At 25.7% G+C, this 24,130-nt stretch carries 23 protein-coding genes; 10 read left to right on the plus strand and 13 right to left on the minus strand.

Going from position 1 to position 24,130, the window contains the following annotated elements:
* The first annotated feature begins 18 nt into the window (after positions 1 to 18).
* The gene (locus ACXX86_RS01185; RefSeq protein WP_458560977.1) at positions 19 to 1,254 is read left to right on the plus strand and encodes a hypothetical protein; all 1,236 of its coding nucleotides are present in this window, start codon (positions 19 to 21) and stop codon (positions 1,252 to 1,254) included.
* A gap of 69 nt (positions 1,255 to 1,323) precedes the next feature.
* On the opposite strand, the gene msrA is transcribed toward ACXX86_RS01185, so the two are convergent.
* Positions 1,324 to 1,839 (minus strand): peptide-methionine (S)-S-oxide reductase MsrA, encoded by a 516-nt coding sequence (gene msrA / locus ACXX86_RS01190; protein ID WP_458557438.1) that lies wholly within the window; start codon positions 1,837 to 1,839, stop codon positions 1,324 to 1,326.
* Positions 1,840 to 1,988: 149 nt separating this feature from the next.
* Here msrA and gyrA point away from each other — a divergent pair, with 149 nt between their 5' ends.
* Positions 1,989 to 4,571, plus strand: coding sequence for a DNA gyrase subunit A (gyrA, locus tag ACXX86_RS01195; RefSeq protein WP_458560978.1), 2,583 nt, complete (start codon positions 1,989 to 1,991; stop codon positions 4,569 to 4,571).
* A gap of 162 nt (positions 4,572 to 4,733) precedes the next feature.
* On the opposite strand, the gene ACXX86_RS01200 is transcribed toward gyrA, so the two are convergent.
* Positions 4,734 to 5,048 (minus strand): hypothetical protein, encoded by a 315-nt coding sequence (locus ACXX86_RS01200; RefSeq protein WP_458559200.1) that lies wholly within the window; start codon positions 5,046 to 5,048, stop codon positions 4,734 to 4,736.
* Between the two features lie 356 nt (positions 5,049 to 5,404).
* On the opposite strand from ACXX86_RS01200, the gene msrB reads away from it, so the two are divergent.
* Positions 5,405 to 5,848, plus strand: coding sequence for a peptide-methionine (R)-S-oxide reductase MsrB (msrB, locus tag ACXX86_RS01205; RefSeq protein ID WP_458557441.1), 444 nt, complete (start codon positions 5,405 to 5,407; stop codon positions 5,846 to 5,848).
* A 61-nt stretch (positions 5,849 to 5,909) separates the two neighbouring features.
* On the opposite strand, the gene ACXX86_RS01210 is transcribed toward msrB, so the two are convergent.
* Positions 5,910 to 6,692, minus strand: coding sequence for an MAG0110 family membrane protein (locus ACXX86_RS01210; RefSeq protein ID WP_458557442.1), 783 nt, complete (start codon positions 6,690 to 6,692; stop codon positions 5,910 to 5,912).
* Between the two features lie 100 nt (positions 6,693 to 6,792).
* Here ACXX86_RS01210 and ACXX86_RS01215 point away from each other — a divergent pair, with 100 nt between their 5' ends.
* Together ACXX86_RS01215 and ACXX86_RS01220 are read left to right on the plus strand one after the other, a co-directional pair.
* Positions 6,793 to 8,814: an Mbov_0121 family peptidase domain-containing ABC transporter gene (locus ACXX86_RS01215; RefSeq protein WP_458560979.1), complete on the plus strand. Its 2,022-nt coding sequence runs from the start codon at positions 6,793 to 6,795 to the stop codon at positions 8,812 to 8,814.
* The gene (locus ACXX86_RS01220) at positions 8,777 to 9,187 is read left to right on the plus strand and encodes a hypothetical protein (protein ID WP_458560980.1); all 411 of its coding nucleotides are present in this window, start codon (positions 8,777 to 8,779) and stop codon (positions 9,185 to 9,187) included. The genes ACXX86_RS01215 and ACXX86_RS01220 overlap by 38 nt, the downstream gene beginning before the upstream one ends.
* On the opposite strand, the gene metG is transcribed toward ACXX86_RS01220, so the two are convergent.
* From metG to rpsP, 10 genes are all read right to left on the minus strand, one after another.
* Complete coding sequence (gene metG / locus ACXX86_RS01225; RefSeq protein WP_436358921.1) at positions 9,180 to 10,718, minus strand: methionine--tRNA ligase; 1,539 nt, start codon at positions 10,716 to 10,718, stop codon at positions 9,180 to 9,182. The two genes, ACXX86_RS01220 and metG, sit on opposite strands and share 8 nt — an antisense overlap.
* Before the next feature lies 1 nt (position 10,719).
* Positions 10,720 to 11,490, minus strand: coding sequence for a tRNA1(Val) (adenine(37)-N6)-methyltransferase (locus tag ACXX86_RS01230; RefSeq protein ID WP_458560981.1), 771 nt, complete (start codon positions 11,488 to 11,490; stop codon positions 10,720 to 10,722).
* A 4-nt stretch (positions 11,491 to 11,494) separates the two neighbouring features.
* Positions 11,495 to 12,493: a nicotinate phosphoribosyltransferase gene (locus ACXX86_RS01235; RefSeq protein WP_458557445.1), complete on the minus strand. Its 999-nt coding sequence runs from the start codon at positions 12,491 to 12,493 to the stop codon at positions 11,495 to 11,497.
* A gap of 275 nt (positions 12,494 to 12,768) precedes the next feature.
* Complete coding sequence (locus ACXX86_RS01240; RefSeq protein ID WP_458560982.1) at positions 12,769 to 13,584, minus strand: hypothetical protein; 816 nt, start codon at positions 13,582 to 13,584, stop codon at positions 12,769 to 12,771.
* Positions 13,585 to 13,674: 90 nt separating this feature from the next.
* The gene (locus tag ACXX86_RS01245) at positions 13,675 to 14,757 is read right to left on the minus strand and encodes a M42 family metallopeptidase (protein WP_458560983.1); all 1,083 of its coding nucleotides are present in this window, start codon (positions 14,755 to 14,757) and stop codon (positions 13,675 to 13,677) included.
* 9 nt (positions 14,758 to 14,766) lie between these two features.
* Positions 14,767 to 15,852, minus strand: coding sequence for a M42 family metallopeptidase (locus ACXX86_RS01250; RefSeq protein ID WP_458560984.1), 1,086 nt, complete (start codon positions 15,850 to 15,852; stop codon positions 14,767 to 14,769).
* On the minus strand, positions 15,839 to 16,492 hold the full coding sequence (locus ACXX86_RS01255; RefSeq protein ID WP_458560985.1) for a hypothetical protein: 654 nt from the start codon (positions 16,490 to 16,492) through the stop codon (positions 15,839 to 15,841). The genes ACXX86_RS01250 and ACXX86_RS01255 overlap by 14 nt, the downstream gene beginning before the upstream one ends.
* Positions 16,493 to 16,546: 54 nt before the next feature.
* A complete protein-coding gene (gene rplS / locus ACXX86_RS01260; RefSeq protein WP_436358928.1) occupies positions 16,547 to 16,903 on the minus strand; it encodes a 50S ribosomal protein L19 in 357 nt (118 codons plus the stop codon).
* Complete coding sequence (gene trmD / locus ACXX86_RS01265) at positions 16,893 to 17,570, minus strand: tRNA (guanosine(37)-N1)-methyltransferase TrmD (RefSeq protein WP_458560453.1); 678 nt, start codon at positions 17,568 to 17,570, stop codon at positions 16,893 to 16,895. Before trmD ends, rplS begins: the two co-directional genes overlap by 11 nt.
* Before the next feature lies 1 nt (position 17,571).
* Entirely contained in the window at positions 17,572 to 17,835 is a 264-nt protein-coding gene (gene rpsP / locus ACXX86_RS01270; RefSeq protein WP_436358930.1) for a 30S ribosomal protein S16, read from the minus strand.
* Between the two features lie 221 nt (positions 17,836 to 18,056).
* On the opposite strand from rpsP, the gene uvrA reads away from it, so the two are divergent.
* The 5 genes from uvrA to ACXX86_RS01295 all read left to right on the plus strand — a co-directional run.
* On the plus strand, positions 18,057 to 20,900 hold the full coding sequence (gene uvrA, locus ACXX86_RS01275) for an excinuclease ABC subunit UvrA (RefSeq protein ID WP_458560986.1): 2,844 nt from the start codon (positions 18,057 to 18,059) through the stop codon (positions 20,898 to 20,900).
* Positions 20,887 to 21,801: an HPr(Ser) kinase/phosphatase gene (hprK, locus tag ACXX86_RS01280; RefSeq protein WP_458560455.1), complete on the plus strand. Its 915-nt coding sequence runs from the start codon at positions 20,887 to 20,889 to the stop codon at positions 21,799 to 21,801. Before uvrA ends, hprK begins: the two co-directional genes overlap by 14 nt.
* A complete protein-coding gene (lgt, locus tag ACXX86_RS01285; RefSeq protein WP_458560456.1) occupies positions 21,791 to 22,738 on the plus strand; it encodes a prolipoprotein diacylglyceryl transferase in 948 nt (315 codons plus the stop codon). The genes hprK and lgt overlap by 11 nt, the downstream gene beginning before the upstream one ends.
* Before the next feature lie 27 nt (positions 22,739 to 22,765).
* Positions 22,766 to 23,683, plus strand: coding sequence for an NAD(P)/FAD-dependent oxidoreductase (locus ACXX86_RS01290; protein WP_458560987.1), 918 nt, complete (start codon positions 22,766 to 22,768; stop codon positions 23,681 to 23,683).
* Positions 23,684 to 23,870: 187 nt separating this feature from the next.
* A partial coding sequence (locus tag ACXX86_RS01295) for a hypothetical protein (protein ID WP_458560988.1) occupies positions 23,871 to 24,130 on the plus strand: 260 nt, incomplete at its 3' end.

Here is a 24,130-nt window from a genome sequence, read left to right on the forward strand (position 1 = left end):
ATAAAGAAAAGAGGAATTATGAAAAAGAATTTATTTAAAAAATTATTATTACCATTAGGAATAACAACCTTAAGTTCAATAACTTTTATTTCTTGTAATGCACAAGAATCAAAAAAAGAAGAAAAGAATGTTATATCAGTTACTACAACACCTTCTCCAACCACCCCAACTACACAAGCAAACCCTGTTAAACAAACTCAAAAAGTAAATATTGATTACAGTAATGCTTTAGTATTTAAAAATGAAAATTCACAAATCAATTGATTTAAAAATTTAAAGAAATATGGTTTTACAGGAATTCAATATTATGCAACAAATAAATTCTTTGGATTAATTGGTCTTGGATGAACTGATAATGAAATTTTTGTTACAAGAGAAGGTTTGGATATAGAGAAAATTAGACAAGTTATAATTCCAAGCAATCCTAAAGAAATCAAAAGATATCGTGATGCTTCTTGAGATGAAGCAACTTCTACTTTAATTTTCAAATATAAAGTAAGAGATGATGAAACTAATAAAGAATATTCACAAACTATTATATTTAATAAACCTGTTGATGAAAATAAAGAACCAGAAAATAAAACAAATATAGATGATGAAAAAACTACAACTGCAGTAACTACAAATAAAAATCCAAATAATGAAAATCCTGATTCAAAATCATCAACTCAAAATTCAGAAGAACCTGCAACTTCAAAAAATGATCAAAATTTACAAAGTCAAGGTAATTCTCCAGAACCTACGCAAGGCGAAAATCCACAAACCCCATCAGATAATAGTGGAGAACAAGGACAAAGTGAACCAGCAGTAACAGAACCAACAAATCCTAAAAATTCAGATTCTGAAGAACCTTCAGAAAATAACTCAATAGATCAAAATATGTATGAAAATGCTTTAGTTCCAGCTTTTGACGATTGAAAATCTAGATTTTTAAATAAATTATCAAGTTTAACAAATCCTTCTTTCAAAGGTCTTCAATATTATTCAAGTAGCAATTTTATAGGAATCCTTGGTGGAAACAGAAGAGAAGATAACAAAATTTTTGTTGCAAAAGAAGGATTAAATCTATCACAAATTAAAAGAGTTTCAGAATTAAAAGGAAACTTTGACAATGTTAATAAATTTCCTTCCATTACAAATGATGCTGTATATGATGCAAGTACTAAAATACTAACTTTTAAATATAAAATAGAAGGGGATTCAACCAATAAAGTATATACACAAACTTTTGATTTAAATGAATCTTCAAATTAAAAAAAATAAATGAAAATACAGGAATTTCCTGTATTTTTGATTTTTAATAATATTATTTAATAAATAAAATTATTTATTTTTGTATTCATCTTTTAGTAATTTTTCTGGAATAGAATAAAGATTAATATGACAATAACCCAAAGGATTTTTTTCAAGATATTTTTGATGATATTCTTCAGCTTTTGTTTTGTCATAAACTTTATCAAATTCAATGTAATTTTCTTTATTTTCTTTATTAATAAATTCTTTATTTAAATCTTCAAATATTTGTAAAACAATTGGATCATTTGAATAAATTCCAACTCTATATTGTGTTCCTTTGTCATTTCCTTGCTTATTTAGAGAGTAAGGATCAATAATATTTAAATATAATTCTCATATAGTTTTTTCATCTATTTGTTCATCATCATAAATAACTCTAACTGCTTCAGCATGCTTTGAACCAGAACAAACTTCTTTATAAGTTACTCCTTCAAAGTCTCCATTTATATAATAAGATTCAGATTGAATAACACCTTTAATTCTTGAAAAATAAGCTTCTACTCCTCAAAAACATCCACCTGCTATAAAAACTTCTTTTTTCATATTTTCTCCTTATTTTTTATTGATAAATTAATGATACTAAAATATAAAAATTAGTATAGAAAAAAGAGCAATAAAATGAAAAAATGCATTTTTTTGCTATAATTTAAATAAAAATTATTTAAAAAGATTATTAAAGTAAGTGAGGTAATATGTTTTTTGATGATAAAGATGAAAAAGAAAAATATATTCTAGATGACGAAGAAATGGAAACTGTTTTTAAAGAAGAAACAGCAGAAGAAAGTGATGAAGAGGAAGTAGCACCACAAGATAAAGAAGAATATGTGGTTTCTTCTCAAATTATAGAAAATGAAGCAGGTGGAATAATTCCTAAACCTATTTCAGATGAAATGAGAAATTCATTTCTTGAATACGCAATGTCTGTTATTGTTTCTCGTGCTCTTCCAGATGCTCGTGATGGTTTAAAACCAGTTCACAGAAGAATTCTTTACGGTATGAGCGAACTTGGTATTACCCATAGTGTTGCACATAAAAAATCAGCTAGAATTGTTGGTGATGTTTTAGGTAAATATCACCCACACGGTGATTCTTCTGTGTATGATTCAATGGTTCGTATGGCTCAAGATTTCTCATTAAGATATCCATTAATTGACGGGCATGGTAACTTTGGTTCTATTGATGGAGATGCAGCAGCTGCGATGCGTTATACAGAAGCAAGAATGTCTAAAATTGCTTCTTTAATGGTAGAAAGCATTAAAAAAGATACAGTAGATTTTATGCCTAACTATGACGGTTCTGAAAGTGAACCAACAATTCTTCCTTCTAAAATTCCAAACCTATTAGTTTCTGGTGTTACTGGTATTGCAGTAGGGATGGCAACAACTATACCACCACACAATTTAGGAGAGGTTATTGATGCCACTATTGCTTTAGCTAAAAATCCAGAAATTTCAATTGATGAATTAATGCAACATATAAAAGGACCAGATTTTCCAACAGGAGCTATGATTTTAGGACAAAGTGGTATTGCTAAAGCTTATGAAACTGGTAGAGGTTCCTTTATTTTAAGATCAAAAGCAAAAATTGAAGAATTAAAAAATGGAAAAAGTAAAATAATAGTTTATGAAATCCCTTATGAAATCAAAAAACCTATATTAATTGAAAAAATTGTTCAATTAATTAAAGAAAAAAAACTTGATGGAATTTCTGATATTAGAGATGAAACGTCAAGAGAAGGAATAAGAGTTGTTTTCGATATTAAAAAAGGATTTATCCCTGAAGTAGTACTTAATAATCTTTTTAAATATACATCTTTACAAGTTAGTTATTCTATTAATATGATTGCTTTAGTGAAAGGAGAACCAAAACTTTTAAATCTTAAAGAAGCATTAGAAGTTTATTTAGAGCATCAAATTGATGTATTCACTAGAAGATTGCAATTTGACCTTAAAAAAGCAGAAGAAAGAGTTCATGTTTTAGAAGGATTGAAAATAGCTATTGAAAATATTGATGAAGTAATTAAAATTATTAAATCATCTAAATCCGATGCAGAAGCACAAGAAAAACTCGCTGCAAGATTTAATTTAACTCAAATTCAAACCAAAGCTATTATTGAAATGAGATTAAGCAGATTAACTGGTTTAGCTGTTGAAAAACTAGTTAATGAAATGGAAGAGTTATATCAAAAAATTAAAGAACTTAAAGAAATATTAGATTCAAAAGAAAAATTAATTAACTTAATTGTTTCAGAATTACAGGAAGTAAAAGAAAATTTTGCTGATGAAAGAAGAACTGAAATTACTGCAACAGAAGTAGGAACTATTCAAGATGAAGATTTAATTCCATCTCAAGATGTTGCTATAACATTAACAAATAATGGTTATGTAAAAAGAATAAATATCGATGAATACAAGACACAAAATAGAGGTGGAGTTGGTTCAAACACTGCTTCTACTTATGAAGATGACAACTTAAGTTCTATTTTAATTACTAATACACATACTGATTTATTAATATTTACAAGTTTGGCAAAAGTTTATAGATTAAGATCATATCAAATACCAGAACAAAGCAAACAAGGTAAAGGAATTCCTTTCATTAATTTAATAGGAATTCAAAAGGATGAAAAAGTAATTTCAATGTTATCTATTAATGAATATAATTCAGGTACTTATTTAGTAACAGTTTCTAAAAAAGGAATTATTAAAAAAACAGAAATTAGTAACTATGAAAGAATTAATGCAAATGGAAAAATTGCACTTGGTCTAAAAGAAGGAGATGAACTAAAAAGAGCATTTGTTGTTAAAGATGGTGAAGAAATCATTATTGGAGCATCAAATGGAAATGTTGTTCGTTTCTTAAGTGATGAATTAAGAAGCACAGGAAGACAGTCTGAAGGAGTTAGAGCAATAAAACTTGAACAAGATGATGAAGTAGTAGGTGCTTCAACAACTGCTGAAGGACAATATATTTTAGCTCTTGGTGAATTAGGTTTTGGTAAAAAAACTTTAATTGATGAGTATAGAATCACTGCTCGTGGTGCTAAAGGTGTAAGAACTATTAATAGTGAAAAAGCAGGGAAATTAACTTATATTGGAAATGTTAAAGGAAACGAAGAAATTCTTATTTTAACAAAACAAGGAATTGCTATCAGAACATCCCTTTCTCAAATTGCAGAGACTTCTAGAAATACAAAAGGTGTTAAAATTATTTCTTTAAGAGAAAAAGATTCAATTAAGGCGATTGCAAAAATTGATGGTTTATCAGAAAATTAAAATATTTTATAATAACAAAAATAGTATAAAGAAAAATGAAAAACAATAAAATCAATCAAAAAATGGTTGATTTTTTAAATTTTTGCTATTAACTGGGAAAGAGGAGATAAAATTTCCATTTATACTTACAAAAGCATAAATGGAAATTTTTTGACTAATTAATTATCTTTTAATTTGTTTATGATTTAATAATTCAACCGGTACAATAATTATTAAAATTATACTCATAGGTATTAAAGAACCTAATATTCCTGATAAATAAATATCATCTTTTTTTACAGGATTTGGCAAAAAAGTTCCTATTGCAAAAAGAATAACAATTATTAAAAAGAGCAAACCAAAGAAGATAAAAAAGTTTTGTATATATTTTTTAATATTTCATTTTTTATCAAATGCAAAATCAATATTATTTTTATTTTTTATATAAAATATTAAAGGAAAAAAAGAAAACAAGAATTTATTTACTTTTTTATTCATTTTAGAAATTCATAATCACTGATAAAAAAATAAAAACACCATGACTACAAAACAATAAAATCAAGTAAAAAATAAAGATACTAAAGTTATAATTCTTGTGCTAATTTTGTCAAATAAAGATAAAAAAGATAATATGAAGCAAATGACAAAAGTTAATTTAAATATAATTGAATATAAACTAAATAGATGAATCTGTTTTAATTTCATTTGAAAAGAATCCCCTTTTTATTTTTATATTTTCATTATATACCTTTCTTTGCATAAAATTTAAGAAAACTTTAAAAATAGTATTTTAATTATATTTTTTGTATATATTTAATATTTTTGTTCTATAATAAAAAAAGAAAGAAGGAACAATGGAAAAAATAGATAAAGAAAAAAGATTAAAAGAATTAAGCGATCTTGAATACAAAGTTACACAAGAAGGTTATACTGAAAGACCATTTACAAATAAATATGATAAGCATTTTGAAGAGGGTATTTATGTTGATATAGTAGATGGAACTCCTTTATTTAAATCTGATGATAAATATGATTCTGGTTGTGGTTGACCTGCATTTTCCAAACCCATTGAAAAAGATATAATTACTGAACACAATGATTTTTCTCACAATATGATTAGAGTAGAAGTAAAAAGTAAAAATGCTAATTCTCATTTGGGACATGTTTTTACTGATGGACCTAAAGATAAAGGCGGTTTAAGATATTGTATTAATTCTGCTTCTTTAAGATTTATTCCATTAGATAAAATGGAAAAAGAAGGTTATGGAAATTATTTAAAATTATTTGATAAAAAATAAGTTTTATAAAGGAAAAATAGTTATTTTAGAATAAAAAAGAAATATCTAGTCGATATTTCTTTTATTTTTTAACTATAAATAAAATGTCTAAAAAGATTCTTATAAATGATAAAAGTAAGTTTAAACCAAAAAGTAAAGATCTTTTTAACATTATTGACTTTATTTCTTGTTCATCAAAATTGGTAGAGATGATAATTGAAGCTTCTCTTTGAATTATGTTAAAGTTGAATCCTATTAAAATTCAAGAAACAGCTATACTTATTACTGAAATGACTGTAATAATAACGTTATTAGAAATAAATCAAGTAATTATAGATAAAACCAACATCATAACAACACCAATATAAACAAATATTCTTAATTTAGAAAAATCAATTATATTGAAATATCCTAAAAATCCAAAAACTGCAATTGATAAAGTAGGAATTAACATAGCTAATAATATATATGAAATCGCATTAGCTTGTTCTGTGTTGACTACTTGTAAAATAATGATAGGTATTCAAAATGATTGAAGTAGTATAGTAACAATATAAGCTGCAACTAATAAAAATATATTTTTCGTTTCACTATTGCGAGCTAGATAACTTATTAATGCAAAACATACTAAAATTATGACTAAGTGAATTAATCAGTAAAGATTAGAAACAGCTAATCTAAATATTAAATTTAAATAAGCTGTTTTTACTGCTTCTATAGCAATTGTTGCATAGGAAAGTAAAAATATAACTGCTAATCCAAAAGTTAGTCATAATAGAGAGTAAAACACCATTCTATTTTTTAATTTTTTTTGTGTATCATCTAAAGATACATTTATATTTTTTTGACTTTTATTTATTAACATAATTAATAATTATAACACATTGTTATCTGAGAAAAAATACCTATTTTTCCTAATTTTTTCCTTTTTGAAGTATAAATCTTCTTTTTTGGAAATATTAAATATGAAAATAAGGAAACAAGAAGATATAAAGGACTGTGGACTAGTAGTTTTGCAATCACTTTATCATTATTACCACTCAAAATGGATAAATTTATCTGATTTAAAAAAAGAAACCTTTTATAATCAAGATGGAATAGTGATAAAAAATCTGCAAACACTTTCAGAAAAACACGGAATAAAATTAGAAGCATTTCATATTGATTTTGAAGCACTTTCAGATTTAAAATCAGAGAAACCTTCTATTATTTTAATAAACGAAGGCGAGTTAAATCACTATGTAATCTTTTTAAAAATAGATAAAAATTTTGTTTATTTACTAGATCCACTTGTAGGTAAAAGAAAAGTAGAAATTGAATTTTTTAAAAAAATATTTGTAAATGTAATTCTTACAACAGAAAAAATTTTTGATCCTAAAACAAAATCAATTAAACAGAAAAATCCTTTATTTTTGTATATTTGAAACGAAAAAAGTATTACTATTTTTTTATTAATTATAGTTTGTTCAATCCTTACTTTTTCTAGTTCTTTCTTTTTAAAAAATGTTATAAATAAAGCAATTTATTTTAATAATATTAGTATTTTGATTAAGTTAACTATTGTTTTTGGTTGAATCCTATTATTTAGATTTTTACAAAACATCTTAAAAAACTTATTTTTAAAAAATTTGCAGATGGTTATAGAAGAAAACGTTATGAAAAATTTTATTTTTTCTCTTAAAAGTGCTCAAAACTCACAATTATTTAAATTAGATACTTCAGACTATATAAAGAGATTTAATATAATACCAAGTTTTGCTTCTTTTATATCCAACTTTGCTTTTACATTAGTTTCCGAAATTTCTACTTTTATCTTTGCATTTTTCATTATTTTGTTTTTAAATTGAAAATTATTCTTGATAACTTTCTTAATAGGTTTTATTTTCTTTATGTTTTCCTTTATAGAGAAAAAAGTAGTTAATTCAAAATATAATGATATTTTAAAAAGCAATGCTTCATTAAATTCTAGTTATTATAAAGTAATTACAAATTTTGATAAACTAAAAAAAGAAGATTTCTACAAAATGATTAATAAAGATTTTGAAAGCAAATATAAAAAACTGAAAGAAAAAGATTTACACTTATGAAAAATTAATTTTATTTTTAAAAATTTCCAAAAATTTTTAATTGAGTTTTTACCAATAATACTAACTTTTATTTGTGCTTTATTTGTTATAAAAGGGGAGTTTAAACTCGGCGATATGATTTTATTTATAACTTTTTTTGCTGCTTTTGTAAATCCTTTGAATAGTATTTCAGATTTAATTGTGTATTATCCAATTTTTTTAGAAGAGTATGATTTATTGAAATTCATTTTATTTATTGAAAAAGAAAAAAATGGTACTCATTTAATTGAAAAAATAAAGTCTATTCAACTTGAAAATATAGATTATAAACCTAATAATATTAAATCAATATTAAAAATTAATAATTTAGAAATCAATAATAATTTAATTTTAAAAGGGCAAAATGGTTCAGGAAAATCTACTTTATTGAAAATTTTAAATTTAGATTTAGAATCAAATTTTAAAATAAATAATTTACCAATTTTACATTTTGATAAAAGTGAATTAAGAAAAAAGATAATTTATATTAATAAGGAAAGTTTTTCATCTAGTATAGATGTATTTGGTTATATTACTAAATATAATCCACAAAAGGTCGATACTTTTCTAAACAATTATAGTTTTTATGAATTGGATAAATTATTTATTAAATGACAAATAGATTTAAAAACAGAAATAAAGGAAAATTGGGTCAATTTTTCAGAAGGACAAAAACAAATAATATCTATTTTACAACTTTTGTGTCAAGAATTCGATTTGATTTTATTGGATGAAGCTTTTGAAAATATATCAATTGAAAATTTTGAAATTTTAAAGAAAATAATTTTGAATTTTCAAAAAGAAGCAATTTTTATAGAAGTTTCTCATTCTAACAAATATTTAAATGAAAGTGAGATTTTTGATCTTGATAAAGAAAAATAATTTAATAATATTTTTATCCATACTTTTATTTTTTATATTTATTATTTCTATATTTTTAATAAAAAATATAAAAGAGAATGAACAAATTCCCATTTCTATCACAGTAAATAATAAGAAAGAATTAAATTTTGAAATAGATACAAACACTTTTTTATCTATTAAAAAAAGCAGTTATATTATAGTTAAAAAACCTTATTTAAAAGATGAAGATAAAGAAACGCTTTTATTTATAAAGGAAATAAAAAACATTAAAAACAATGTTTTTAATGTTCGTTTATCTCAAAATAGTAATTTGAAAATAGTTCCAAATTCATTAATATATGCCAATTTAGTTTTAACCAAATATAAAAATTTTATAGAATTTATTATTTAATTCTTTCAAAAAGTATTTCACCTTTTTGAGTTAGTGTATTATCAAAAAGTTCTCATTTTCCTATATTATCAAAATCAATTGACTCAATATTTAATTGTTGAAGAGCTAAATTCGCTTTGTTTTTTAAAATAGAAGACATAAAGCAAGTTATAGCATAAATTCCGTTTAAAAGAGTATTTAAAACAACTTCCAATCTTTCTTTATTATCTTTTAAAGTTCATGGAAGAGTTAAATCAATATAACCATTTAATTTTTTTGATAGATTAAAAACTTCTTTATAAGCTTTATCAATTTTAAAAGAGTCCATTTCATTGCAAAATTCTTTTTTGGTATTAAGTATTTCAGAAAAAATTTCTTGTTCTAAGTCTGTTAGTTGTTCTTTTTTATATTTTAATGGTACATTAAAAGATTGGTGAATCATTGCGATTGTTCTTGATAATAAATTTCCAAAATTGTTAGCTAAATGAGAGTTGTAAACATTTTTGAATTGTTCTTCATCAAAATTAGCATCATGTCCCATAATAATTTGTGTAGATAAGTAGTATTTTACGGGTTCTGCTCCGTATTTGTTAATTAATTCAATGGGATCAACTACGTTGTTTAAGCTTTTGGACATTTTAATACCATTAGCATCTCTAATAAGACCATGACTTAAAATTGTGGTAGGTAGTTTTAAATCCATTGATTTTAACATAATTGGTCAGTAAATACAGTGAAACCTTGTTATTTCTTTACCTACTATATGAACGATTTCATCTCCATTTTCTCAATATTTCTTAAAATCAGAATCATTTTTTAAACTAAAATTAAGAGCACTTACATAATTAAATAAAGCATCTAATCAAACGTAAATGACGTGTTTTGGATCGTTTTGTAGTTTTATTCCTCAATCAAAAGAAATTCTTGTAACAGAGAGATCTTCAAGTCCTTTTTCTAAGAAATTATTTTCTAACTCTTTTATTATTTGTTTTGGAAAAATAAAGTTTTCATTGTTTTTTCAATATTCAAGTAATCATTCTTGAAATTGAGACATTTTAAAAAAATAAGATTCTTCTTCAACTTCAACTAACTCATCTTCACTAACTGGATGAACTAATTTACCGTTTTTTTCTTTAGCTTGTGTAATAGTTAAAAATTCTTCGGAACTAACAGAGTATAAACCTTTATATTTATCTTTATAAATAATTCCTTTAGAAAGTAAAGAATTAAATACATTTAAAACAACTTCCTTATGATTTGTGTTTGTGGTTCTAGAAAAATAATCATAGTCAATTTGTGCTAATTCTCAAAGATCTTTAAATTTTTGAACTTGCATATCAACGTATTTTTGTGGTTCTAGATTATTTTCTTTTGATTTTTGTTGTATTTTTAATCCATGTTCATCTGAACCAGTCAACATTTTTACATCATATTTTCTATTTTTCTTGTAGTTTGCAAAAACTCATGCAAGAGTAGTTGTATATAAATGTCCTATATGAAGATTCCCCGAAGGATAATAAATAGGCGTTGTAATAAAAAATGTTTTTTTCATTTTATCTCCTTGTTTTTATTGGTTTATAAAGTTCTTTAACTTCAGCTCTGTATTCATGTTTGCTTTTATCGTTAATATGTAAATAAATGTTTTTTTCAAAAAAAGTCCCCCAACCAGATTGAAATCTAGATTCAATTAAAGCAAATTTAGGATTTTCATTTTCTCTTGGTAATACAAATTGAACTCTTTTTGGTTCGAATTTGTATTTTCTCAATAATTCAAAACAATCCACAAGTCTCTCTATAGGTAAAACAAAACTTAAATACCCTTTTTCTTTAATTATTTTGGAACTTCCTAAAATAATTTGTTCTAAGTTTAATTTTATTTCATGTGTTGCAATCAGTAATTCTTCATTTATCTTTGTTTTTTGCGTATTTTTGTCTATTTTATAAAAAGGCGGATTGCAAACTATTGCATCATATTTTTGTAATTGATTTTTATTGTGTTCTTTATAAAAAAGATTAAAATCATTCAAAATTAAATTAATTTGTTTTTCTTTTTTATTGTGAACAACATTTTTTTTAGCTAAATTTAGGGCTTTTTCTTGAATTTCTAGAGCATCTATTAATATATTTTCATCCCTTTCAGAAATGAAAATAGATAAAGCAGCATTATTTGTTCCTATTTCAAGAATATTTTTAACTTTTCTATTTATAGTTATGAAATTACCTAATAATATTGTATCAACTGAATAATTAAACATATTTTTATCTTGATAAATATACAAGTTAGAATCATAACCTAAAGAATTTAAAACTATTTTTTTATTCATATATTTAATTAAATTTTATTAACCTTGGATTTTCAGAGTATTTTCTTCCTTCTTTAGCTAATAATTTTCCATTAATTTTAGTTGCATCAGCACTGAAAGTATTATTTATGGTTAGCATAAACTCACCTACTCCATAAGAATCAACTGGTGTATTTTCTTTTTCAAACATTGCTATTCTTTCAGGATCAAAACCAGAAGACACAATTATTTTTACATGTTTTCCACCATTTTCATCTAGTGCTTTTCTTAAGTTTTTAATTTGATTTGGAGTAACTCCAAATTCATTTTCATTATTTTTAAACATCTTGTCTCTAACGGCTTTAGAAGTATCAACTCTTACACCGAAAAGTTTTTCTTTAAATTCTTTTAAAACTGCTAAAGAATCGCTAATAACATCGTTGTGAAAATCAACAAGTGCTATTAATGGTTCATCTGGAAAAAGTTCATAGTAATATTTCATTACTTCAACTAAATTCCCGTTAAAATTCTGTATTAATGCATGTGGAATCGAACCAAAAACCACTTCTTCTTTACCTCTTGCTCCTGCATTTGTGGAGTGAGAAGTTATACCAGCAAGTTCAACAGCTATTCCATCCCTTTCTTGATTAGAATAATGGTCTGAACGATCTCCCATAAAGACAATTTCTTTTGTTGGTGCTGCTTCCATACATCTTTTTGCATTAGTAGCAATAGAAGTACTTCTTGCTAAAACTCCATCAATTATACCTTCGTAAATTCCAAAATATTTATATTCTCCTTCTAGTTCAAGAACAACTTCTTTATTATTTATAATTGAACCTTCAGGTAAATATTTTATAGAATATTTAGAAGTATCTGTATTATTTTTTAGCAATTCTAAAGCTTCGTTCATTCCACCTAAAATTGAATTATCATGTCTTTGAAAGAACTGTAAAGTAACAATTGAATTCGGGTTAAATTTTTCGATAATTTGCTTTGCTTTAAAAAAATAATTAGCAGCATAATAATCTAATTTATGTTTCATTTTTTCCTCTTTTCAAAAATTAAGTTTCACTGAAATTAAAAAGTATAACATTTAGTAATAACTATCTTCAGACTTTACTGTCGGCTCGGGAATTCCGCCCGATCATGCTCTATGAGTACGATGGCTTTTACATCCGGTTGGGTAATTATCCCAGTCAGGAAACTACAAACAAATGTTTGCAATAAAATTTTACTAAAAAAAGCAATTTTCCTTTATAAAAATTTGTTTTTTGTGTAAATTAATACTAATTTGAAAAAAACATAGAACCTAAAGTCCTATGAATTTTCTTTTTCTCCATTATTTACATCGTATTTTTTCTTAAGAAATTCAAATAATCTTTCTGCTTCTTTTTCATCAATGGGAGTATCTATTATTTCAACTTTTTGATTTTTATTTATTTTTAAAATTTCTAATATTGATTTGAAGTAAGTACTATTTGCAAGATCTATTGTTTTAATTGGTAAATCCATTGCTTCAACTTTTTTTAAGATAAGTTTATTTGTATGATTTTCAAAAAAAGGAATTAAGTATGAATAATAAATACCGCTAGACATTCCTCAGTATCAAGGTTGTGACAAAATTAAATTATTATTTGCAAAAAATTCTTCTGAACTTACACCGTTTAAATAGTGCTTTTCAAATTCTTTTTTATTTATTTCTTGAATTTTTTCTTCACTCAAACTATGATAATTATTTTTATCTAATTCTGGATTTTGATTGTATAAATTTTCTCAAAAGGATTTGTTGAAAAAGTTTAAAAAACTTTCTTGTAATTCATTAAAAGAATAAATTATTGTATAACCATTTTTTATAATTTGATAAGCTTGCTTTTCATAAGGTTTTTTTTGATAATTAAAATGTTTATATTTTTCTAAATTTATCATAAAATGCGGAACTTCAATTTTCTTTATATTATTATCATCTTGATATTTGCTTAATAAATTTCCAAACTCATAAACATCTTGCATTCTATATTGTTTTTCTTCTTTAATTTCTTGGTTTTCATAATCAAAAATTTTTACACAAGAAACAAAAGAAAAAGGAATTGTTGAAACTAAAATAGTATTTAAAAAAATTAATTTGTTTTTCATATATTTACTCCATTAGTTATATTATATAATTAAAATTAATTTTTATTTAAAAGTAACAAAAAATTCTCCTAAAAAGAAGAATTTTGTTTTTTATTTATATCTAATAGAATCAAGCATTTTTTCATCAAATATTTTTAAAAATTCAACCATTAAATTAATCATTGCTTCAATATCGAATAATGAAGCAACTCCTAAAGGTGAATGTAAATATCTTTGTGGAATTGATAAACTAATTGTTGGAACACCACCTTTTCCATATTGTAGTTCTGCAGCATCTGTTCCACCACCTTGTGCTACATATTTATAAACTGGAATGTTGTGTTTTTTACCTAAATTCATTAAAATTTGTACTAATTTTGGATCCATTAATGTTTCAAAATCTTGAACATTAATTGCAACTCCTGCTCCTAATTTAGGAATTCCAGTAATTGCTTGATAAGTATCGTGGGAAGCTCCTGTATCAATTGCAAAAGCGATATCTGGTTCAATTATAGAAACAGAAGTTTTTGCTCCTCTACATCCCACTTCTTCTTGAACTGTTCCAACAAAGTAAGGTCTATTTGGTAATTTTTCATCTTTTAGTCTGTTGATAATTTGATCAATTACTGTCACACCTGCACGGTTATCCATTGCTTTACCAGCAACTAAATCAGGATTAAATAATCTAAATGTTTCTCCATACATATAAATTCTGTCACCAATTTGAATCCCTTGTTCTTCAGCTTCTTTTTTGTCTTTGAAGCCAAAATCAATAAATAAATCTTTAATGTTTATAGCTTTTTGGATTTTTTCATTTTCCAAAATATGAATGGAAGTATGACCGAAAACCCCGTAAAATTCTTTATTTTCGGTAGTTATAAGTTTAGCTTTTGTTCCTACTACCACATTAGGTCATACTCCACCAATGGTTACAACTCTAACTTGTCCATTTTCTAAAATTTCAAGAACTGAAAAACCAACTTCATCCATATGTGCAGCAAGCATAATTTTAGGTCCATGATTATGATCTTTTTTAGTTATAATAACACTTCCCATTCTATCTCTTGCATATTCTACATTAGCATCTTTAGTGTTTTTTCTTAATGCTTCTACAACTTGGTCTTCGTATCTAGAAACACCTTCTATTTCCATGTATTCTTTTAATCTTAAAAATAATTGTTCTTTGTTATTCATTTTTGCTCCTTATTTATATTGTATTTTATTATATTCTTCATTATTCATAAATTTGAAAAATTCAGTTAATAATTGAATTACTGCTTGTAAATCATTTAAATCACAAACTCCAAGTGGAGAGTGTAAATATCTTTGTGGTATTGAGATTGTTACGGTAGCAACACCACCTTTTCCATATTGTAATTCAGTAGCATCTGTTCCACCGCCTTGTGCTACAAATTTATAAATTTTTATACCTTTGTTTTTAGCCAATTGCATTAAAACTTCTATAAGTTTTGGATCCATCATAGTTCCACGATCTTGAACTCTAATTGCAACTCCATTACCTAATTTTTGTCTTCCGCTGATAGTTTGATAAGTATCGTGAGAAGCGGTTGTATCGATAGCGATTGCTATATCTGGATTTATTTTTGAAACAGAAGTTTTTGCACCTCTAGTTCCCACTTCTTCTTGAACTGTTCCAACAAAATATGGTATATTATTTAATTTTTCATCTTTTAGATTATTAACAAGAAAATCTAAAACAGTAACACCTGCACGGTTATCCATTGCTTTACCAACAACTAAATCCTGATTAAATAATCTAAATGTTTCACCGTGAATATAGATAATATCTCCAGCTTGCACACCTTGTTCTTCAACTTCTTTTTTATCCTTAAAACCAAAATCAACAAATAAATCTTTTGTTGTTACGGCTTTTTGGATTTTATCTCTTTCCAAAATATGAATGGAAGTATGACCGAAAACCCCGTAAAATTCTTTATTTTCGCTAGTTACAAGTTTTGCTTTTGTTCCTATTATAACATTAGCTCATATACCACCAATGGTTGCAACTCTAACTTGTCCGTTTTCTAGAATATCAAGAACAGTATAACCTACTTCATCCATATGAGCTGTAACCATAATTTTAGGTCCTTGATTATGATTTTTTTTGGTGATAATAAGTGAACCAAAATTATCATATTCATAATTTAAATTTTCACTCATAGTGTTGCTTTTTAGTTTATTTGCTACTTTTTCTTCTCTTCTAGAAACACCTTCTATTTCCATATATTCTTTTAGTTTTTTAAATATTTCTTCTTTATTGTTTTTCATTTTCTACTCCTTGTATAATTTCATTTTGTATGTATTCAAATGAGAACCTATTTATAATTATAAGATTTTCTAGGAAAAAGTTGCTAAAAATTGAATAAGCTTTCTCTTTTTTAAACATTTCTTTTTTATAGGTTGTTTCAATAAAATCATTAATTGAATCTACTAATGGCAATATAAAATTTTCATTGAATGTTTTTGTTTGAATTTGCTTTTTTTTATTTTCATACTCAAAGTTGAAAGTTAAATTATCTTCTTTATCAAGCAAAATTAACAAAATTTTGTTTTTAGATAATAAAGTCAACTTTTTACTATTGAATATTGATTCAAAAATTGAACTATATTTCTCTGTATTTGTGAATTTGATAAATTCTAAACAAGCATTAAAAGTTTCTTCATTAGCGTTTTCTAAAGCGGTTTGCAGTTCATTAAAAGAAATATCTATTATTCCTTTAGTTTCGAACTTTTTAGTATTTCCAAGAAGTTCTTGATTAGTTTCAAAAAGCATTTTTTCAAATTTTTGCTTATAAGTTTCAGGGATTCAAGGCGCACTTAATTCAGTTTCAATTAATATTTTTTTAGTTATAAGATCTTTTTCTTTGTTAATTATTTCAATAATTTCTTCATAATAATTTGGTTTCATATTTTAACTTTAATAAAAATATAGATAATATAATAATCATCTATATTTGTTTTATTATTTTTTAATTCTAATTTCTTTAAGTCTAGCAGATTTACCTTTTCTATCTCTCATGTAGTAAAGTTTTGCTCTTCTAACTTTGTTTGAACGAACAACTTCAATTGAAGAAATTGTAGGTGAATTTAAAGGAAATGTTCTTTCAACACCAATACCGTATGAAACTTTTCTAACAGTAAAGGTTTCTCTAGTTCCTTCGTTTTTCATTGCTATAACTAAACCTTCGAAAATTTGGATTCTTTCTTTTGAACCTTCTTTAATTCTTACGTGAACTTTAACATTATCACCTTGTTTAAATTTAGGTAAATCAGTTCTTAATTGTGAACTTTCAACAATTTCCATTAATTTATTTTGCATTTTCTTTCCTTTCTAAAATATCTGGTCTATTTTTTTTAGTTTTTTCAATTTGTTTTTGTTTTTTCCATTCTTCTATTTTTTTGTGATGACCACTAAAAAGAACTTCTGGAACTAACATATTTTTATAATTTCTAGGTCTGGTATATTGTGGATAATCTAATAATCCTTCATTTTCAAAAGAATCATTTAAATGGGATTCTTCCTTTATAACACCTTCAACCAATCTGATTACAGAATCAGCAACTATCATAGCAGGTAATTCTCCACCTGTTAAGACATAATCACCTATTGAAATTTCTTCATCAATTAAATAATCAATAATTCTTTCATCAAAACCTTCATATCTACCGGCAATTATTGTAATTTCTTTTTCTTTAGATAACTCTCTTGCTTTTTGTTGATTAAAAACTTTTCCTTGTGGACTCATAACAATTTTTTTACCACCAACTGTTTGCAGTGCTAAATCAATTGGTTCTATTTGTAAAAGCATTCCATGACCGCCGCCAAAAATTTGATCATCAACCTTTTTATGTTTGTTTTGTGAAAATTTTCTTATATCTATGATGTTTATTTCAATGATTCCTTTTTCAATTGCTTTTGCAATTATAGATTCACTTTTAAATATTTCGAAATAATTCGGAAATAGTGTCAAAAAGTTAATTTTCATACTATTTTGCTTTTTTAGAAGCAGCGAATTCGCTTAAAATTGATTCTTTTTTCAATAAAGTTTTAACAGTTTCAGTTGGTACTGCTCCAATGTTTAATCATTTTAAAATTAATTCTTTTTCAAGTTTTAATTCTTTAGAACTTGGGTTATAGTGTCCTAATACTTCAATAAATCTTCCATCTCTTGGTGCTCTTGCATCTGCAGCAACAATTTTGTAAATAGGATTGAATTTATTTCCTAAACGTTTTAATCTAATTTTTACCATATTTTCCTTTCTTGTTTTTTATACTTATTTATTTTATTAAATTATTTAATGCTTTAATAATGAAATAAATTTTACCACTTTTTGAAAAAATGTCAAGTAAAAGTGCTTGACAGATGATTTTATTTTTCATTTCTAAATTTAAAAAACTTAAAAAAAGAGATTTTTTTCATTTATAAAGACTAAAAAAAACAAAAAAATTACATTTTTTGTATAATTAAAAAATGAAAAATACACAAGACTTTATTACCATAGTTGGTGCAAAAGAAAATAACTTAAAAAATATAAATCTAAAAATACCAAAAAATAAGTTAGTTGTTTTTACCGGGGTTTCTGGTTCTGGTAAATCATCACTTGCTTTTAATACAATTTATGAAGAAGGAAGAAGGAGATATGTTGATTCTTTAAGTTCATATGCTAGACAATTTTTGGGTGGAACTAAAAAACCTGATGTGGTGTCTATTGATGGACTTTCTCCTGCTATTTCCATTGAACAAAAAACAACTCATAATAATCCGCGTTCAACAGTAGGTACTATTACTGAAATATATGATTATTTACGTTTATTATATGCAAGAATAGGAAAACCATTTTGTCCAAAACACAAAATTGAAATTACAAGTCAAAAAACCAAAGATATTGTTGATTCTATCTTTACTTTTCCGGAAAATTCAAAAATTTATATCCTTTCTCCTGTTGTTTCAAATGAAAAAGGTTCACATGAAAAATTAATTGAAAAATTAAAGAGAGAAGGATTTTTAAGACTAAAAATTGATGGAAAAATTTTCCTTATTGAAGAAGATGAAATCAAATTAGAAAAAAATAAAAAACACAACATTGAAATTGTTGTTGATAGATTAAGTATTGAAGAAAAAAATAGAGGTAAAATTACAGAATCCATTGATGTAGCCGCTGATTATTCTCAAGGAATAGTTAATGTTGAAATTCTCAACCAAAAAACAATTACTTTTTCCAAACAGCAAGCTTGTCCATATGGTGATTTTAATATGCCACACATTGATACAAAGGATTTTTCTTTTAATTCACCAAGTGGTATGTGTGACAAATGTAAAGGAATTGGTGTTATTTTAAGAGCGGATTTTGATTTAATAATTCCTAATAAATTCTTTTCTATTCAAGAAGGAGCAATTAAATTATTTCCTTTTCCAATTAATGGAAAATCTATTGAATGAAAAGAATTTGAAATTTTATTAAACTATTATGATATTGACATTAATAAACCAATTAATGAACTTTCAGATGAACAAATAGATATCTTAAAATATGGTTCTGAACATGAAATTAGTTATACCATTAAATCTGAAAGTGGTAATAAATACAATAGAACAAGAAGAATTGAAGGGCTTTTAGAAAGAATTGAAAGAAAGTATTTAGAAACTTCTAGTGAAGATATTCGTAATTGATACAAGAAGTTTATGTCAGAATTCAATTGTGATGAGTGTGGTGGAGCAAGATTAAATCGCTACTCATTAGCTGTAAAAATTAATGATTTAAATATTTTTGAACTTTGTAACTTATCCATTGAAGATACATTAAAAGAAGTTCAAAATTTAAGAATTAATGCTTTTGAAAAAGAAGTTGCTGAATTATTAGTTAATGAAATAAAAGATAGACTAAGTTTTTTAGTTAATGTAGGATTAGAATATTTATCTTTAAATCGTAAATCAGAAACACTTTCAGGTGGAGAATCACAAAGAATTAGGTTAGCAACACAAATCGGTTCAAATTTAACCGGTGTTCTATATGTTTTGGATGAACCGTCAATCGGTTTACATCAAAAAGATAATCGTAAATTAATTAATTCTTTGAAAAAAATGGTTGAAATTGGTAATACTTTAATAGTTGTTGAACATGATGAAGAAACTATTTTAGAAGCTGATCACATTATTGAAATAGGACCTTTAGCAGGTCGTAATGGTGGTGAACTTGTTGCTCAAGGAACTGTAGAAGACATTATGAAAAATCCAATTTCAGAAACAGGAAAATTTTTATCAGGTAAAAATTTTATTGCTATTCCTAATAAAAGAAGAGCAGGAAACGGGCAATTTATTTCTATAAAGGGAGCTAAAGAAAATAACTTAAAAAATATTGATGTTAATTTTCCGTTAGGTAAATTCATCGCAGTTACAGGTGTTTCTGGTTCTGGAAAAAGTACTTTAGTTAATGAAATTTTAGTTAAAGCACTTGAAAATATGACTTCTGAAGAAAAAGTAAGAGTTGGAAAACACCAATCACTAAATGGACATTATAATATCGATAAATTAATTAAAATCTCACAATCCCCAATAGGAAGAACTCCAAGATCAAATCCAGCAACTTATACAAGTGTTTTTGATGATATAAGAGATGTTTTTGCTAATTTAGAGGAAGCTAGAAGTCGTGGATATTTAAAGGGGAAATTTTCTTTTAATGCTTCCGATGGTCGTTGTGAAAAATGTCAAGGTGATGGAATGCTAAAAATAGAAATGCATTTTCTACCTGATGTTTATATCAATTGTGATCACTGTGATGGAACAAGATATAAAAATGAAATTCTAGAAATTAAATATAAAAATAAAAATATTTCAGATGTTCTAAATATGACTGTTCTTGATACTTATGAATTTTTTGAAAATCGCCCTAAAATTGCAAGTAAATTAAAAACTTTAATAGATGTTGGACTTGACTATATTACTTTAGGACAATCAGCAACTACACTTTCTGGTGGTGAAGCACAAAGAGTAAAATTAGCTAAATTCTTACAAAAAAAACCTACAGGAAAAACTTTTTATGTTCTTGATGAACCAAGTACAGGACTTCATCCTTTAGATGTTTCTAAATTAATTAAAGTTTTAAATCGCCTTGCAGATAGTGGAGAAACAGTGTTAGTAATAGAACATAATTTAGATATTATTAAAGTAGCAGATTATGTTATAGACTTAGGACCAGGTGGTGGAGTCAATGGTGGTAAAATTATTGCTACAGGAACACCAGAAGCAGTAGCAAAAAACGAAAATTCCTTTACAGGTCAGTATTTAAAAGGAGTATTACAAAATGGAAAACATTAAAATTTCTTTTTTAATTAATGAATTTAACTTAAATCCAATTAACCATTTTCCAGAAGGAGAAATTAAACGTCCTTCCATTAATAGAGCAGGTTTATTACTTGCAGGTGTAGTAAGTAATGAAACTTTAACCAAAAATATTGTTGCTTGAGGAACAAATGAATCAGAATTTTTACTTTCTTTAAGTCAAAGCGAAAGGAAAAATGCACTAATTCGTGTTTTAGGGCAGCATCCACCCCTGCTAATGTTATCTATTGGTTTTTCACAAAAACTGTATGATGAAGTTTTAGAAATAGCAAATCAGTTTTCAGTACAAGTTACTAATAGTAAAGAACATCTTTCAACTTTGATTGCTAATATAGGAAGTTTTTTATCAGAATATTTTGCTAAAAAAGAAGCAGTTCATGGTTGTGCAATTATCATAAACGGAGTTGGGGTTTTAATTGTAGGTTCTTCAGGAGTTGGAAAATCTGAAGCAGTGCTTGAGTTAATTCAAGATGGACACACTTTTGTTAGTGATGATACGGTAATTATTTCTAGGCTTGGAACAAGATTTATTGGAAAACCATCTCCAATTACTCAAGATTTATTAGAAGTTAGAGGAATTGGAATAATTGATATTAGACATACTTATGGTTCTAGTATGATAAGAAAAAAACTTGATATTGATTTAGTTCTTGAATTAGTATTAAGTGATAGTGCAATTAATTTTGATAGATTAGGTAATAGTGAATTGCATTATAATATATTAGGTGGAACTATTCAAAAAATTCAAATTCCTGTTAAACAAGGAAGAACAACTTCATCACTTGTTGTTGCAGCTGTTAATTCTTATTTGGTTAAACAGGATGGTTTAGATCCAATTCAAAAAATACAAGAAAGGATAAAAAACAATGCCAAATAATGCAAATTTTCCTGAATATTTAAAAGAAGCACGTCCTTTTAAAGAAGGAGAGGCATATTATTTATTTAATCAAACTTGATTACCAGTTTATAGTGTTATGATTATGCTGGGAATGATTTTAGCAATTTTCACGATTTTCTTTTTTTGAAAAAGAGAAAAAATGAATACTGATCATTTAGCAATTTTAGTAATGATTACTATTCCTACATCTATTATTGGTTCAAGACTTGGTTTTATTTTTGAACAATTAATAGCAGGAAATGCTGAATCATTAAAACATACTTGATGAAATATTAGATCGGGTGGTTTATCAATTCAATGAGGAGTTATTTTAGCTACAATAAGTGATTTAATATATATTTATTTTAAAAGAAGCGTAATAGACTATCGAAAAGCAATGAGTATTATTTTACCAGCTGTTTTAATAGGACAAGCAATTGGTAGATGAGGAAATTATACCAACCATGAAGTTTATGGAAAAATAGATGTAGATGGAAGTAGTGTCTTATGACTTGGAGAAACTATTGTAAGAAATATGTTTATTAGTGACTCTGTTAATTCCGATGGAGCATTAAGAGTACCTTTATTTTTCTATGAGTTTTTAACATCAATTGTTGGTTATATATTAATTGTTTGAATATTTAATCTTTTCAATTGATTAAAACCTGGTGTTACAGCAGGTTTCTACTTAATTTGATACGGAATAGTAAGATCTTCTATGGAATTTTTAAGAGAAGAATCTTATGTATTTTACTTTGTTTTAGCTATTATTTACATTGTTGTTGGTTTAATATTTGTAATTTATTACCAATTTTTTGCAAATTACAAATATTCAATTAGTAAAACAGGAATTAAAGTAAATAAAGTTCAAAGATACGAGAAAACAAAAGAAAAAATGTTTTTCATTACTTGAGTAAACTATAAAAGAATTAATTAAAATTATAAAATAAAAGAAGGTAAAAAAATGGAAAAAATTTATGATGTAGCAATAATAGGTGCAGGTCCAGCTGGTTTAACAGCAGCAATTTATGCATCTAGAGGAAATTTATCAGTCGCAATTATTGAAAAAGGTGCTCCTGGTGGAAAAATGGTAGCACAATCAAAAATTGAAAACTGACCAGGAGATAAAGTTGTAATGGGAGCAGATTTAGCTCTAAGAATGTATGAACACGCTTTAGAATATGGTGCAGAGCATTTATACGGAGAAGTAGAAAAAGTATTATCTTTAAGTGAGTTTGAAAAAGAAATTCACTTAAAAAATAAAAAAATTATTAAAGCAAAAGCAGTAGTAGTTGCTTCAGGTATGAACGAAAGAAAACCAATGGATATTGAAGGGATTTTAGAATTTGAACATCGCGGTGTTTCTTATTGTGCAATTTGTGATGGTCCTTTATTTGGTAAAAACCCATCTATCATTATAGGTGGTGGAAATTCAGCTGTTGAAGAAGGTTCTTTCTTAGCCTCTATTGCTTCAGAAGTAAATATCTTTGTAAGAGATGCTAAATTTAATGCAGAACCAAGACTTGTTGATGAATTAATGTCAAAACCAAATGTTAAAGTTCACTTTAACTCTAAAGTTTTAAAATTAAAAGGAAATACTTCTTTAGAAGAAGCAGAAGTTGAAATTGATGGTAAAATTCAAACAATTAAAGTTGCTTCACTATTTCCATACATTGGATTTATTCCTGCAACCGGTTTTTTAAAAGACTTAAATATTTTAGAACCAAATGGTTTTATCAAAGTGGATCACTTTCAAGAAACTAAAGAAAAAGGAATATATGCCATTGGAGATGTAACTCAAAAAGAAATTAGACAAATAGCAACTGCAACAAACGACGGAACTATTGTAGGAAAAATTCTTACCAATCGTTTAGGAAAGTAATAATAAAATTTTAAATCATAACATGATATATATAATAAAAAAGTAAAAAAAGACTGTTTTTTTAATAAAAAAAAACTTTTTTTTTTTTTTTTTGTAAAAAAAGAAGAAAAAATATAAAATATTATGGAAATACCATGAAATTAAATGGTATTTTACTAATTAATAAAATAATATTTTTAGGAGAAAAATGAAAATAAAATTTAAAAACGTGCTTTTAACTTTAGGTACGAGTGCAACAGCATTAGCAGGATTTGCTTTTGCTGTTTCTTGTGAAAAAAAAGAAGAAGCTAAAAAACCTGAAACACCTTCAACACCTACAAACCCAGGACAAAGTGGTTCAGGAACAGAAACTTCAACACCTACTCCAGGTTCTGAAGGATCAGAAGGAAAAGGTGGTTCAGGAACAGAAACTTCAACACCTACTCCAGGTTCTGAAGGATCAGAAGG

It is taken from the genome of Mycoplasma sp. CB776, from assembly GCF_054343395.1.